Here is a 13961-nt window from a genome sequence, read left to right as displayed (position 1 = left end):
GCCAGTCCGTCGGCCTGTGCCCCGCCATACCGCAACCCCCGTCACGTGCACATCTACGTCAACAACCGTATGCACACGTGAACTTACAAGGCACAGCCGTTCGACAGCGAGGCGGGGCCCGGGGGTGAACTGCGGAGACCGGCGTCAGGATCTGTGTCCGCGTACGGCCCGCCAGGCATCCCCGACGGCATACACGCCCCGCAACCACCAGGCTTCCAGCTTGTCCCGCACCGCCACATACACCCACCGCCGCTTGAACCACGGCGGCAGTTTCCGGAACGGCACGAAGGTGAGGGTGTCCCTGATGGGGTGCTCGGCGACACCGCCGGGCCCCTCGGCGCGCAGGGCCGCGTACAGCTCCGGGGTCAACTCCCCGTTCAGACGGGCCGCGTGGCCCGCCGCCGTGAAGGCGAACCCCCGCTGGCCGGCGTCCGGCAACCGCATCGCCCTGACGATCCGTGGAGAGACCTCCGCCAGCGGGCAGTGAAACGCCAGGCCGATCACTGCCGTCCCGAGACCCGCCTCGCCACGCTCGAACGCGGCGTCCCACTCCTCGGGGTCATCCAGCCTCAGCAGGCCCTCACCGCTCCCCCAGTCCCCTCCACCGGACATCAGTCCGTGAACCGGAACGTCGACGTGATCGCGTCGAAGATGTCGAAGAAGGAGTCCGCGAGGTCGAGGACCTGGCTGCTGCCGGCGACCAGGGCCACCTTGCCCTCCTGTCCCGGCACGGGGATGTACGTCTGCATCAGCACGGCGCGGATCGTGCGGTTGAGCGCGTCGCCCGGCACGGCGATGTCCTCGATGCCGTACGTGCGCGCGGCCGGGCCGACGCCCGGGATGTCGACGGTCGTGACCTTCCGCCACGAGTCGCCCTCCCGCTTCGCCTCTTTGACCGCGAGCTGACTCGCGATGACGGCAGGGTCGTTCGACAGCGGCTCGCCCCGCTCGTTGCGGCCGCCGACCAGAGAGACGGTCACCGAACCCGTGATCGGCGTGTCCCCGCCGAAGCTCTCCGCCATGCAGCCGCAGTACATCGCGCCCGACTTCCAGGCATCCGCGGCGGCCTTCTGGAGGAAGTCGACGTACGCGTCCCGGTACTGCTCCAACTCCGGCCGCTGCCGCACCCGTTCGCTCACCATCCGCCGGATCGAGTCGTCCCGCGACTCCGGCCGTACGTCGAACTCCCACCACGACTCCGGCACCTTGATCCGGAAACCGCCCCGCTCGACGGTCAGTGTCTCCATGTAGCGGGCCATGACGCCGGTCTCCCCGTTCGCTCGATCACGTGTGCGCACATCGTGCCACTACTCGTCCAGCGTCCAGTACGGCGAGTCCCGCGGCGGCGCAGGGCGCACGGGGAGCGTGCCGAAGTCGATGTCCGCGTCCACCTGCGGATCTCCAATCGCCCCAGGCGGCCGACTCCCGCGTTCCGTACATCGCGTTGATCCTGGCAACCGCCTCCGCGCGGGAGATACCGATCCGCGGCCCTCATCGACCGGCCTGGCTTCCGAACGAGGAGTTCCTGAACCGCTCGGGCCGGACCTACGACGGCTCCGGCATCCCGCCCCACCTGACCGAACCGGTCTTCGCGAAGGAGGAGTTCGCGAAGAACCGGGACTCGGCGTTCGACCGCGCGGTGAGCGTCCTCCGGAACGAAGGCTAAACAGAGGCCACGAACCCGACCCAGGCCTCCGGCGTGAGCGCGAGCCGGGGGCCCTGGGTGGCGTGCTTGGAGTCGCGGACATGGATGGCGTGGGGCGCTATCGCGATCTCGACGCAGGAGTTGCCATCAGGGCCACTGCTGTAGCTGCTCTTGAACCACGCCAGTTCGGAGGCGTCCCCGACAGAGGACTTGCGGATCATGTCTCTCCCAGCAGTTGCTCAATGAAGGCCAGCGACTCCCGTGGGGGAAGGGCCTGAGCTCGGATGGTGCCATACCGCAGTTCGAGGATCCGGATCTGTTTCGGGTCAGTGATCGGTCGGCCATTGAAGGCACCATCGGACCGGCCCACCGCAGTGCCGTCCCCGAATTTCAGCACCTCGATCCTCCCGTTCAGACCGGGATGGGCCTCGCTGCTCGTCGGCATCACCTGAAGCCTGACGCTACGCAACCGCCCCACCTCCAGCAGGCGCTCAAGCTGCTGACGCCAGACCATTGTGCCCCCGACCGGGCGGCGCAGCGTAGCTTCCTCCTGGACGAAACTCAGCGACGGCGCCGGCGACCGCTCGAATACGGACTGTCGAGCCATGCGCGCAGCCACCAGACGCTCCACCTCGTCCGGTGAGTACGCGGGCTGCCACGACTCGAACAACGCCCGAGCATGCTCGGGGGTCTGCAACAGCCCGTTGACGCTGTTGCACTCATACACCCCGATCTCCACCGCCTGCCCCTCCAACTTGGCAAGCTCCCGAACCCTCTTGGGATACCGAACCCTCTTCACGTCCTCCCAGGCCGCCGCAATCAGCCCACCCGCCCCCAGCACCTCATCAGCCCTGACCAGATAGTCCTGCCGAGGGATCCGCTTCCCGCCCTCGATCTTGTAGACCATGTCCTCGCCGTACCCCACCGCCGTCCCGAACTCGCCGGCCCGCATCCCCACCGCCTCCCGCCGCAGCTTCAGCTGCCGCCCCACCGTGGCGATGACAGCGACGCCCCACTCGTCGTCCGGGTCCACCTCCCAACCCGGCTCGTCCGCCTCGCTCTTGAGCCGCCCCGAGTCCGCCTCGACCGTCATCCCGCACCCTTTCGCCGCCCTACGACCGTGCCCAGCGCCCTACCCGTACGCCAGGCCCCGACAGCCCGGACAACGCCGGACAAGCTCCGGACAGTTACCGTACGCACCCGCTGAGTCACTGTTCACAGTAGGCACTGACGGCCACGCTGAGTGACGTGAAGCAGAACTCCCCCGAAGTCACCACCCCCATCCGCAACTTCAGCCTCCAGCTCTCCCCCACCCCACGCGGCGCCCGCCTGGCCCGCCTGCTGGCCACCGAGCAACTGCGTTCCTGGGGCCTGCCGCTGGACCCGGCACAACAGGTCGTCGCAGAGCTGTCGGCCAACGCGGCCACCCACGGCCGCATCCCCGGCCGGGACTTCCGCCTGCTGCTCTACGTCGTCGCGGCCACCCTCCGCATCGAGGTGACGGACACCCGCGGCGACCGCCTGCCGAGTCCGCAACTCCCCGGCCCCGACACCGAGTCCGGCCGCGGCCTGCTCCTCGTCGACGCACTCGCCGACCGCTGGGGCGTCACCCCGGGCCTGCCACCCCGCAAGACCGTCTGGGCCGAACTGGACCTTTGACCGGAAGCACCGGACCCCCACACCTCGGACCAGGCCGCACGGCGCCGACGAGGCACGAACCCCTCGCCGGTCGGGCTCAGGTGCAGCAGTCGCATCCGGGGCGGCAGCCGCACGCGTCCGCGTCCGCCCCGGCAGGGGCCGTCACCGTCGGGGGCACGGGTGCGCAGCATCCCTTCCCCTGCCAGGCGTCGCGTCCCTCCTTGACGGCGATGACGGCAATGACGAGCGCGGCGAACGGGTCGGCCCAGGACCAGCCGAGGGTGGCGTTGAGGAGCAGGCCGACCAGGAGCACGGCGGAGAGGTACGTGCACAGCAGGGTCTGCTTGGAGTCCGCCACGGCCGAGGCGGAACCGAGTTCCCGCCCGGCGCGGCGCTGCGCGGCGGACAGGAACGGCATGATCGCGAGCGACAGGGCGGCGAGCACGATGCCGGTGACGGAGCGGTCGGCCTCGCCGGCGCCGGCCAGGGCACGGATCGCGTCGGCACTCACATAGGCGGCGAGGGCGAAGAAGGAGGCCGCGATGATCCGCAGGGTGGTCTTCTCCCGAGCCTCACGGACCGCGTGGTCGGCCGCGGAGAACTGCCAGGCGACCGCGGCGGCGGAGGAGACCTCGATGACGGAGTCGAGACCGAAGCCGATCAGCGCGCTGGAGGAGGCGACCGTGCCGGCGACGAGGGCGACGATCGCCTCGACGACGTTGTAGGTGATCGTCGCCGCGACGAGCAGCCGTATCCGGCGGGTGAGCGTGTCGCGGCGGGCCGGGGACGGCCCCAGGGACAGGGCCACCATCAGCAGCAGCCCTCCGTGGCGGCGTCCGGGCAGGTCTTGCCCTCCTCGACCGCGACCACCACGGCGAGCAGCTGGTCGAGCGCGTGGCCGAGACGTTCGTCGGCGAGCTCGTAGCGGGTGCGCCGCCCGTCCGGAACGGTCACCACGAGGCCGCAGTCCCGCAGACACGCCAGGTGGTTGGAGAGCCGGGTGCGGGAGACGCCGAGTGCGTCGGCGAGGTCGGCGGGGTAGGCCGGGGCTTGGCGCAGCGCAAGGAGGATCCGGCAGCGGATCGGGTCGGCGAGCGCTCGGCCGAAGCGCGCCAGCACGTCGATGTCGGAAGCAACGGTCAGCATCCCACCACAGTACAGAGCATCCTGAATTCAGCAAATCCTGAACCGTGCGGGCGGGCCCGTCCTGATCAACAGCAAAAGGGCCCGCACGACCGAAGTCGTACGGGCCCCTTCGAGCCACTCAGGTCAGTAGACCCTCAAGCCAGTCCGAAGACTCACTTGTTGATCTTGGTGACCTGGCCGGCGCCCACGGTCCGGCCACCCTCACGGATGGCGAACTTCAGGCCCTCCTCCATGGCGACGGGCTGGATGAGCTCCACCTTCATCTCGGTGTTGTCACCCGGCATGACCATCTCGGTGCCCTCGGGGAGGGTCACCACGCCGGTCACGTCCGTCGTACGGAAGTAGAACTGCGGGCGGTAGTTGTTGAAGAACGGCGTGTGGCGGCCACCCTCGTCCTTGGACAGGATGTAGGCCTGCGCCTCGAACTCGGTGTGCGGGGTGACCGAGCCCGGCTTGATGATGACCTGGCCGCGCTCGACGTCCTCGCGCTTGATGCCACGAAGCAGCAGACCGACGTTCTCACCGGCCTGGCCCTCGTCGAGGAGCTTCCGGAACATCTCGATGCCGGTGACCGTGGTGGTGGTCTTCTCCTGCTTGATGCCCACGATGTCAACGGTCTCGTTGACCTTGAGGACACCACGCTCGATACGGCCGGTGACGACCGTACCGCGACCGGTGATCGTGAAGACGTCCTCGATCGGCATGAGGAACGGCTTGTCGACGTCACGCTCGGGCTGCGGGATGTTCTCGTCCACGGCCTTCATGAGCTCGAGGACGGAGTTGCCCCACTCCTTGTCGCCCTCGAGGGCCTTGAGCGCCGAGACCTTGACGACCGGCAGGTCGTCGCCCGGGAACTCGTACTCGGAGAGGAGCTCACGGACCTCGAGCTCGACGAGCTCCAGGATCTCCTCGTCGTCCACCATGTCGGCCTTGTTCAGCGCGACGACGATGTACGGAACGCCGACCTGGCGGGCCAGGAGCACGTGCTCCTTGGTCTGCGGCATCGGGCCGTCGGTGGCGGCGACCACGAGGATGGCGCCGTCCATCTGCGCCGCACCCGTGATCATGTTCTTGATGTAGTCCGCGTGACCGGGGCAGTCGACGTGGGCGTAGTGACGCGTCTCGGTCTGGTACTCGACGTGCGCGATGGAGATGGTGATACCGCGCTGGCGCTCCTCAGGAGCCTTGTCGATCTGGTCGAAGGCCGAGGCCTCGTTCAGGTCCGGGTACGCGTCGTGCAGCACCTTGGTAATGGCGGCCGTGAGGGTCGTCTTACCGTGGTCGATGTGACCGATGGTGCCGATGTTGACGTGCGGCTTAGTCCGCTCGAACTTCGCCTTCGCCACTGGGGTCCTCCTGAGAGTGGTTCTGGTACGCCTTACTCATCGGCGCCAGGTGATCTTTGCTGGAAAGCCCGGGCCTCGGGGCATTCGCACCACGATTGCGGCGGAATGCCCCTCGAGCACCGGAGTCAAGCCTACGGCGTGTAGACGCGGTGCGTTACTCGCCCTTGGCCTTCGCGATGATCTCCTCGGCGACGTTCCGGGGAACCTCGGCGTAGGAGTCGAACTGCATCGAGTAGCTTGCGCGACCCGACGTCTTGCTGCGGAGGTCTCCGACGTAGCCGAACATCTCCGAGAGGGGCACCAGGCCCTTCACGACGCGGGCACCGGCCCGCTCCTCCATGGCCTGAATCTGACCACGGCGGGAGTTGATGTCGCCGATGACCTCACCCATGTAGTCCTCGGGCGTGGTGACCTCGACGGCCATCATCGGCTCGAGCAGCACGGGGCTGGCCTTGCGCGCGGCCTCCTTGAAGGCCTGCGATCCGGCGATCTTGAACGCGAGCTCGGAGGAGTCGACCTCGTGGTAGCCACCGTCGATCAGGGTGACACGCACGCCGGTCATCTCGTAGCCGGCGAGGATGCCGAACTGCATGGCCTCCTGCGCACCGGCGTCCACCGAAGGGATGTACTCCTTCGGGATACGGCCACCGGTGACCTTGTTCACGAACTCGTACGAGGCGTCGCCGCCCTCGATCGGCTCGATCGCGATCTGCACCTTGGCGAACTGGCCGGTACCACCAGTCTGCTTCTTGTGCGTGTAGTCGACGCGCTCGACGGCCTTGCGGATCGTCTCACGGTAGGCGACCTGCGGCTTGCCGACGTTGGCCTCGACCTTGAACTCACGGCGCATACGGTCGACCAGCACCTCGAGGTGCAGCTCGCCCATGCCACCGATGATGGTCTGGCCGGTCTCCTCGTCCGAGTGGACCTGGAAGGACGGGTCCTCCTCGGCCAGGCGCTGGATGGCGACACCCAGCTTCTCCTGGTCGCCCTTGGACTTGGGCTCGATGGCGACCTGGATGACCGGCGCCGGGAAGTCCATGGACTCCAGGATCACCGGGTTCTTGTCGTCGGACAGCGTCTCACCGGTGGTGGTCTGCTTCAGGCCCATGACGGCGACGATGTCGCCGGCGCCCACCGAGTCGATCTCCTCACGCTTGTTCGCGTGCATGCGGTAGATCTTGCCGATGCGCTCCTTCTTGCCCTTGACGGAGTTCAGCACCGCGGTGCCGGACTCCAGGCGGCCCGAGTAAACCCGGACGAAGGTGAGCTTGCCGAGGTGCGGGTCGCTCATGATCTTGAACGCGAGCGCGGCGAGGGGCTCGTCCTCGGACGGCTTGCGCGCGATGACCTGCTCCGGGTCCTTGACGTCGTGGCCCTCGATGGCCTCGACGTCGAGCGGGGTGGGCAGGTAGCGCACGACCGCGTCGAGCAGGGGCTGAACGCCCTTGTTCTTGAACGCGGTGCCGCAGAACACGGGGGTGACGGTGGTGCCGCCGCCCTTGCCGGACGCGATCGTGATACGGCGGATCGCGGCGTAGAGCTGCTCCACGGTGGGCTCGGTGCCCTCCAGGTACAGCTCCATCAGCTCTTCGTCGTTCTCGGCGACGGCCTCGAGCAGCTTGCCGCGGTACTCCTCGGCAGCCTCGGCGTGGGTGTCCGGGATGTCGACGGTGTCGTACATCTCGCCCTTGGTCGCCTCGGCCGACCAGACCAGGGCCTTCATCGTCACGAGGTCGATGACGCCCTTGAAGTCCGCCTCTGCACCGATCGGCAGCTGCATGACCAGCGGCTGCGCGCCCAGGCGGTCCGAGATCATGTCCACGCAGCGGTGGAACTCGGCGCCGGTACGGTCCAGCTTGTTGACGAAGCAGATACGCGGCACGCCGTAGCGGTCGGCCTGACGCCACACCGTCTCGGACTGCGGCTCGACACCGGCGACACCGTCGAACACCGTCACGGCACCGTCGAGCACGCGCAGGGAGCGCTCCACCTCGACGGTGAAGTCGACGTGACCCGGGGTGTCGATGATGTTGATGGTGTAGTCGTTGTCCTCGAGCGGCCAGTGACAGGTGGTCGCAGCAGACGTGATCGTGATGCCACGCTCCTGCTCCTGCTCCATCCAGTCCATGGTGGCAGCGCCGTCGTGGACCTCACCGATCTTGTACGACACGCCGGTGTAGAACAGGATCCGCTCGGTGGTGGTCGTCTTGCCCGCGTCGATGTGGGCCATGATCCCGATGTTGCGGACCTTGGCCAGGTCAAGTGAAGTGGTAGCCATAAGGCTTCAGTCTTCTCTCGGTCTCGATGTGGGTAGCGACTACCAGCGGTAGTGCGCGAAGGCCTTGTTGGACTCGGCCATCTTGTGGGTGTCCTCGCGCTTCTTCACAGCGGCACCAAGGCCGTTGGAGGCGTCGAGAAGTTCGTTGAGCAGACGCTCGGTCATGGTCTTCTCGCGACGGGCGCGGGAGTAACCGACCAGCCAGCGCAGCGCGAGCGTGTTGGCGCGACCGGGCTTGACCTCGATCGGAACCTGGTACGTCGCACCACCGACACGGCGGGACTTGACCTCGAGGGTCGGCTTGATGTTCTCCAGCGCGCGCTTCAGCGTGATGATCGGGTCGTTGCCCGTCTTCTCACGCAGACCTTCCATGGCACCGTAGACGATGCGCTCGGCGGTGGAGCGCTTGCCGTTCAGCAGCACCTTGTTGATGAGCGACGTCACCAGAGGAGAACCGTAGACCGGGTCGATGATGACCGGGCGCTTCGGGGCGGGGCCCTTACGAGGCATTCTTACTTCTCCTTCTTGGCGCCGTAGCGGGAACGGGCCTGCTTGCGGTTCTTGACACCCTGGGTGTCGAGGGAGCCACGGATGATCTTGTAGCGAACACCCGGCAGGTCCTTCACACGGCCGCCGCGCACGAGCACGATGGAGTGCTCCTGCAGGTTGTGTCCCTCACCCGGAATGTAAGCGGTGACCTCGATCCCGCTGGTCAGACGCACACGCGCGACCTTACGCAGGGCCGAGTTCGGCTTCTTCGGGGTGGTCGTGAACACACGCGTGCAGACGCCCCGGCGCTGAGGAGAACCCTCGAGTGCGGGCGTCTTGTTCTTCTCGACCTTGTCCTGCCGGCCCTTACGGACCAGCTGCTGGATCGTAGGCACTACTTCTCCGGTTTCTGTGTGCCGAATGGTGAAGCTAACCTGGAACGTCGCCGACCCACGCGGTCGGGTGTGTCGAACCCCGCGGACTCCCGCCGCCAGGCAGAAATAAGCGCGGATTACGGTGGCCGATGTCAGCTCGCCGTGCGGTTCATGGCACACACGCGAGCCAGGGCACACCCCAGGCACAAGGTCTGAGCGTACCTACCGCATTCGCTGCGGTCAAAACAAATGGGCACCGCCCGCATCGCCATGCGGGACATGTCAAGCCCCTCGGCCGTTGTCGATCTTCAATTCGGTGGCCAGTGTCCGATTTGCATACCTTCACGATGCTACGACGGACACCACGGTGAGCAACACCAGAACGAGTGCCCAGCCCGCCGTGGACAACCACCCGAGCACGAGACCGGTCAGCGCGAGCCCGTCCCCCAGCTCGCCCCGGCTGCGGATCTCGGCCCGGGCCACATGCCCCAGCACGACGGCCGGGATTCCGGTCAGCCCCATGGTCGGCACGCACAGCAGCCCGCACACCCCGGCCGCGACGGCCTTCCCATTGGTCCGCGGCCGCGGCACGGGCATGAACGTCGCCGGCACCGGCACGACCGAGGCCGACTGCGGCAGCGGCCCCTGCGGCAGATCCGCGACGAGCAGCGCCAGCTCCCCCACGGTCCGCGCCGCGTACGCCCGCCCGACCCGCTGCTCGAACTCGCCCTGCTCCATCCGCCCCTCGCCGTACCCGGCTCTGAGCACATCCACGGCCCGCTCCCGATCGGCGTGCGACGCGAGCATCGACGGGGCACCAGAGCCCTGCCAGGGCTGCCAGGACGGATAGTGCGGCTGCGACACGGAGCACCTCCCCGGGGGCCGGAGTCCTTCCATGATGCGCCGAAGCGGGGCTTCCGGCACCGGTGCGTCCACGACGGGGCACCGCGTGTCGGCCAGACGGCCGACAGACGCCATCGCACACGGGAGGACGCCCTGGCCCGCCGTCGTACCGCCGGAGGCGGCTGAAGGCCCGCCGCAACGGCCTCTGAGCCGGTTTGGGAACGCCGAAGGGCGGCCACCCCTCAGGGTGACCGCCCTTCAACTCAAGCGACTCGCTTACTGGTTGTACGGACCGTAGTCGTAGTCCTCCAGCGGAACGGCCTGGCCGGAGCCCGTGCCGAACGGCGAGTAGTCGATGTCGTCGTAGCCGACGGCCGAGTACATCGCGGCCTTGGCCTCCTCGGTCGGCTCGACCCGGATGTTGCGGTAGCGGGACAGACCCGTACCGGCCGGGATGAGCTTACCGATGATGACGTTCTCCTTGAGGCCGATGAGGCTGTCGGACTTGGCGTTGATCGCCGCGTCCGTCAGGACTCGGGTCGTCTCCTGGAAGGAGGCGGCCGACAGCCAGGATTCCGTCGCCAGCGAGGCCTTGGTGATACCCATCAGCTGCGGACGACCGGAGGCCGGGTGACCGCCCTCCTGGACCACACGACGGTTCTCGGTCTCGAACTTCGAGCGCTCGACCAGCTCGCCGGGCAGCAGCTCGGCGTCGCCGGACTCGATGATCGTCACGCGGCGCAGCATCTGCCGGATGATGATCTCGATGTGCTTGTCGTGGATCGACACACCCTGCGAGTTGTAGACCTTCTGGACCTCGCCGACCAGGTGGACCTGGACGGCACGCTGGCCCAGGATGCGCAGCACGTCGTGCGGGTTGGTGGCACCCACGGTGAGCTTCTGGCCCACCTCGACGTGCTCGCCCTCGCTGACCAGGAGACGGGCACGCTTCGAGATCGGGAACGCCGTCTCGTCGCTGCCGTCGTCCGGGGTGACGACGATCTTCTTGGTCTTCTCGGTCTCCTCGATCCGCACGCGGCCCTGGGCCTCGGAGATCGGGGCGACACCCTTCGGGGTACGGGCCTCGAAGAGCTCGACGACACGCGGCAGACCCTGGGTGATGTCGTCACCGGCCACACCACCGGTGTGGAAGGTACGCATCGTCAGCTGGGTACCGGGCTCACCGATGGACTGGGCGGCGATGATGCCGACCGCCTCACCGATGTCGACCAGCTTGCCGGTGGCCAGCGAACGGCCGTAGCACATCGCGCAGGTGCCGACGGCGGACTCGCAGGTCAGGACCGAGCGGGTCTTGACCTCCTCGACGCCGCGCTGCACGAGCTCCTCGATGAGGACGTCGCCCAGGTCGGTACCGGCCGGGGCCAGCACCTGTCCCTCGACCACGATGTCCTCGGCGAGGCAGCGCGCGTACACGGAGGTCTCGACGTCCTCCGTCTTGATCAGCGCGCCCTCGGCGTTGCGGTCGGCGATCTTCAGACGCAGACCGCGCTCGGTGCCGCAGTCCTCCTCGCGAATGATGACGTCCTGGGAGACGTCGACCAGACGACGCGTGAGGTAACCCGAGTCGGCGGTACGCAGAGCGGTGTCCGCCAGACCCTTACGGGCACCGTGCGTGGAGATGAAGTACTCCAGCACGGACAGGCCCTCACGGAACGACGCCTTGATCGGACGCGGGATCGTCTCGTTCTTCGCGTTCGACACCAGACCACGCATACCGGCGATCTGACGCATCTGCATCATGTTGCCTCGTGCACCCGAGTTCACCATCATGAAGATCGGGTTGGTCTTCGGGAAGTTGTCGTTCATCGCCTCGGCGACCTCGTTGGTCGCCTTGGTCCAGATCGCGATGAGCTCCTGCGTGCGCTCGTCCTTGGTGATCAGACCGCGCTCGTACTGCTTCTGGACCTTCTCGTCCTGCGCCTCGTAACCCTTGACGATCTCCTTCTTCGCCTCGGGAACGACGACGTCGGAGATGGCCACGGTGACGCCGGAGCGGGTCGCCCAGAAGAAGCCGGACGCCTTCAGGTTGTCGAGCGTCGCCGCCACGATGACCTTCGGGTAGCGCTCGGCGAGGTCGTTGACGATCTCGGAGAGCTGCTTCTTGCCGACCTCGTAGTCGACGAACGGGTAGTCCTCGGGCAGCAGCTCGTTGAAGAGCGCGCGGCCCAGCGTGGTGTTCAGCCGGAAGCTGTCACCCTGCTGCCACTCGGGCTCGCCCTCCTCGCGCGCCGGCGGGGTCCAGCCACGCGGCGGGATGGTGCCGACCGGGAAGCGGACGTCGATCCTCGACTGGAGCGAGAGCTCGCCCGCGTCGAAGGCCATGATCGCCTCGGCGACCGAGGCGAAGGAACGGCCCTCGCCCTTGAGGTCGCGCATCTCGCCGTCGGTGGTGAGGAAGAACAGACCGAGGACCATGTCCTGGGTCGGCATCGTCACCGGGCGGCCGTCGGCCGGCTTGAGGATGTTGTTCGAGGACAGCATCAGGATGCGGGCCTCGGCCTGCGCCTCCGCGGAGAGCGGCAGGTGGACGGCCATCTGGTCACCGTCGAAGTCCGCGTTGAACGCGGTGCAGACGAGCGGGTGGATCTGGATGGCCTTGCCCTCGACCAGCTGCGGCTCGAAGGCCTGGATGCCGAGGCGGTGCAGCGTGGGCGCACGGTTCAGCAGAACCGGGTGCTCCGCGATGACCTCTTCCAGCACGTCGTACACGACCGTGCGGCCGCGCTCGACCATGCGCTTGGCGCTCTTGATGTTCTGCGCGTGGTTCAGGTCGACCAGGCGCTTCATCACGAACGGCTTGAAGAGCTCCAGCGCCATAGCCTTCGGCAGACCGCACTGGTGCAGCTTCAGCTGCGGACCGACGACGATCACGGAACGCGCGGAGTAGTCCACACGCTTACCGAGCAGGTTCTGACGGAAGCGGCCCTGCTTACCCTTCAGCATGTCGCTGAGGGACTTCAGCGGGCGGTTACCGGGACCGGTGACCGGGCGACCACGACGGCCGTTGTCGAACAGCGCGTCGACGGCCTCCTGGAGCATGCGCTTCTCGTTGTTCACGATGATCTCGGGCGCACCGAGGTCGAGAAGGCGCTTCAGGCGGTTGTTCCGGTTGATCACACGGCGGTACAGGTCGTTCAGGTCGGAGGTCGCGAAGCGGCCACCGTCCAGCTGCACCATCGGGCGAAGGTCCGGCGGGATGACCGGGACGCAGTCGAGCACCATGCCCTTGGGGCTGTTGCTGGTCTGCAGGAACGCGGAGACGACCTTGAGGCGCTTGAGCGCACGGGTCTTCTTCTGGCCCTTGCCGGTACGGATGATCTCGCGGAGGCGCTCGGCCTCCTCGTCGAGGTCGAAGGACTCCAGGCGCTTCTGCAGCGCCGCGGCACCCATCGAGCCGTCGAAGTACGTGCCGAAGCGGTCACGCAGCTCGCGGTAGAGCAGCTCGTCGCCCTCGAGGTCCTGGACCTTGAGGTTCTTGAACCGGTTCCACACCTCGTCGAGGCGGTCGATCTCGCGCTGCGCACGGTCGCGCAGCTGCTTCATCTCGCGCTCGGCACCCTCGCGCACCTTGCGGCGCACGTCGGCCTTGGCGCCCTCGGCCTCCAGCTCGGCCAGGTCGGTCTCGAGCTTCTTGGCGCGGGCCTCCAGGTCGGCGTCGCGGCGCTGCTCGATCTGCTGGCGCTCGACGGAGACGTGGGCCTCCAGCGAGGGCAGGTCGCGGGTGCGGCGCTCCTCGTCGACGTACGTGATCATGTACGCCGCGAAGTAGATGACCTTCTCGAGGTCCTTCGGGGCCAGGTCGAGCAGGTAGCCCAGACGCGACGGGACGCCCTTGAAGTACCAGATGTGCGTGACCGGGGCGGCCAGCTCGATGTGGCCCATCCGCTCACGGCGCACCTTGGCGCGGGTGACCTCGACGCCACACCGCTCACAGATGATGCCCTTGAAGCGGACACGCTTGTACTTGCCGCAGTAGCACTCCCAGTCCCGGGTCGGACCGAAGATCTTCTCGCAGAAGAGTCCGTCCTTTTCGGGCTTGAGCGTGCGGTAGTTGATCGTCTCGGGCTTCTTGACCTCGCCGTGGCTCCACTGACGGATGTCGTCAGCGGTGGCCAGACCGATCCGGAGCTCGTCGAAGAAGTTGACGTCGAGCACTATGCGTCAATCCCTCTCAGGGT

Annotated in this window: 13 protein-coding genes and 1 pseudogene; 2 read left to right on the top strand and 12 right to left on the bottom strand. The window is 67.4% G+C overall.

Annotated elements, in window-relative coordinates; all coding sequences use genetic code 11:
- Positions 1-144: 144 nt before the first annotated feature.
- Complete coding sequence (locus tag AB0G20_RS39265; RefSeq protein WP_361311617.1) at positions 145-612, bottom strand: hypothetical protein; 468 nt, start codon at positions 610-612, stop codon at positions 145-147.
- Positions 612-1259, bottom strand: a complete 648-nt coding sequence (locus AB0G20_RS39260; RefSeq protein ID WP_361311614.1) for a hypothetical protein — start codon at positions 1257-1259, stop codon at positions 612-614. The genes AB0G20_RS39265 and AB0G20_RS39260 overlap by 1 nt, the downstream gene beginning before the upstream one ends.
- Before the next feature lie 242 nt (positions 1260-1501).
- Here AB0G20_RS39260 and AB0G20_RS39255 point away from each other — a divergent pair.
- A pseudogene (locus AB0G20_RS39255) lies at positions 1502-1666 on the top strand (protease); the annotation flags it as partial.
- On the opposite strand, the gene AB0G20_RS39250 reads toward AB0G20_RS39255, so the two are convergent.
- Together AB0G20_RS39250 and AB0G20_RS39245 are read right to left on the bottom strand one after the other, a co-directional pair.
- The gene (locus tag AB0G20_RS39250) at positions 1663-1866 is read right to left on the bottom strand and encodes a DUF397 domain-containing protein (protein ID WP_361311611.1); all 204 of its coding nucleotides are present in this window, start codon (positions 1864-1866) and stop codon (positions 1663-1665) included. The pseudogene AB0G20_RS39255 and the gene AB0G20_RS39250 overlap by 4 nt on opposite strands.
- Positions 1863-2738: a helix-turn-helix transcriptional regulator gene (locus AB0G20_RS39245; RefSeq protein ID WP_361311608.1), complete on the bottom strand. Its 876-nt coding sequence runs from the start codon at positions 2736-2738 to the stop codon at positions 1863-1865. The genes AB0G20_RS39250 and AB0G20_RS39245 overlap by 4 nt, the downstream gene beginning before the upstream one ends.
- Positions 2739-2893: 155 nt before the next feature.
- Between AB0G20_RS39245 and AB0G20_RS39240 the strand changes: the two genes are divergently transcribed.
- Positions 2894-3304, top strand: a complete 411-nt coding sequence (locus AB0G20_RS39240) for an ATP-binding protein (protein WP_361311605.1) — start codon at positions 2894-2896, stop codon at positions 3302-3304.
- Positions 3305-3380: 76 nt separating this feature from the next.
- Here the strand turns inward: AB0G20_RS39240 and AB0G20_RS39235 are convergent, their stop codons facing one another.
- From AB0G20_RS39235 to AB0G20_RS39200, 8 genes are all read right to left on the bottom strand, one after another.
- Positions 3381-4094, bottom strand: a complete 714-nt coding sequence (locus tag AB0G20_RS39235; RefSeq protein WP_361311602.1) for a cation transporter — start codon at positions 4092-4094, stop codon at positions 3381-3383.
- A complete protein-coding gene (locus AB0G20_RS39230; protein ID WP_248506945.1) occupies positions 4094-4429 on the bottom strand; it encodes a metalloregulator ArsR/SmtB family transcription factor in 336 nt (111 codons plus the stop codon). Before AB0G20_RS39230 ends, AB0G20_RS39235 begins: the two co-directional genes overlap by 1 nt.
- A gap of 152 nt (positions 4430-4581) precedes the next feature.
- Positions 4582-5775: an elongation factor Tu gene (gene tuf / locus AB0G20_RS39225; RefSeq protein WP_030839706.1), complete on the bottom strand. Its 1194-nt coding sequence runs from the start codon at positions 5773-5775 to the stop codon at positions 4582-4584.
- A gap of 154 nt (positions 5776-5929) precedes the next feature.
- Positions 5930-8056, bottom strand: coding sequence for an elongation factor G (gene fusA, locus AB0G20_RS39220; protein WP_361311598.1), 2127 nt, complete (start codon positions 8054-8056; stop codon positions 5930-5932).
- Between the two features lie 39 nt (positions 8057-8095).
- On the bottom strand, positions 8096-8566 hold the full coding sequence (gene rpsG / locus AB0G20_RS39215; protein WP_003992340.1) for a 30S ribosomal protein S7: 471 nt from the start codon (positions 8564-8566) through the stop codon (positions 8096-8098).
- 2 nt (positions 8567-8568) lie between these two features.
- Complete coding sequence (rpsL, locus tag AB0G20_RS39210; RefSeq protein WP_003948652.1) at positions 8569-8940, bottom strand: 30S ribosomal protein S12; 372 nt, start codon at positions 8938-8940, stop codon at positions 8569-8571.
- A gap of 321 nt (positions 8941-9261) precedes the next feature.
- Positions 9262-9783 (bottom strand): DUF1707 and DUF4190 domain-containing protein, encoded by a 522-nt coding sequence (locus AB0G20_RS39205; RefSeq protein ID WP_361311596.1) that lies wholly within the window; start codon positions 9781-9783, stop codon positions 9262-9264.
- 255 nt (positions 9784-10038) lie between these two features.
- Positions 10039-13938, bottom strand: coding sequence for a DNA-directed RNA polymerase subunit beta' (locus tag AB0G20_RS39200; RefSeq protein ID WP_361311593.1), 3900 nt, complete (start codon positions 13936-13938; stop codon positions 10039-10041).
- Positions 13939-13961 lie beyond the last annotated feature (23 nt).

Source organism: Streptomyces sp. NPDC024017, assembly GCF_040638895.1.
In the GTDB taxonomy this organism is placed as follows: domain Bacteria; phylum Actinomycetota; class Actinomycetes; order Streptomycetales; family Streptomycetaceae; genus Streptomyces.
This window is presented reverse-complemented; position numbering and strand designations above follow the sequence as displayed.

Excerpts from the sequence above, each read along its gene's own strand:
- AB0G20_RS39235 (WP_361311602.1), bottom strand. The coding sequence starts at position 4,094 with ATGGTGGCCCTGTCCCTGGGGCCGTCCCCGGCCCGCCGCGACACGCTC.
- AB0G20_RS39230 (WP_248506945.1), bottom strand. The coding sequence starts at position 4,429 with ATGCTGACCGTTGCTTCCGACATCGACGTGCTGGCGCGCTTCGGCCGA.
- fusA (WP_361311598.1), bottom strand. The coding sequence starts at position 8,056 with ATGGCTACCACTTCACTTGACCTGGCCAAGGTCCGCAACATCGGGATC.
- AB0G20_RS39245 (WP_361311608.1), bottom strand. The coding sequence starts at position 2,738 with ATGACGGTCGAGGCGGACTCGGGGCGGCTCAAGAGCGAGGCGGACGAG.
- rpsG (WP_003992340.1), bottom strand. The coding sequence starts at position 8,566 with ATGCCTCGTAAGGGCCCCGCCCCGAAGCGCCCGGTCATCATCGACCCG.
- AB0G20_RS39265 (WP_361311617.1), bottom strand. The coding sequence starts at position 612 with ATGTCCGGTGGAGGGGACTGGGGGAGCGGTGAGGGCCTGCTGAGGCTG.
- AB0G20_RS39260 (WP_361311614.1), bottom strand. The coding sequence starts at position 1,259 with ATGGCCCGCTACATGGAGACACTGACCGTCGAGCGGGGCGGTTTCCGG.
- AB0G20_RS39250 (WP_361311611.1), bottom strand. The coding sequence starts at position 1,866 with ATGATCCGCAAGTCCTCTGTCGGGGACGCCTCCGAACTGGCGTGGTTC.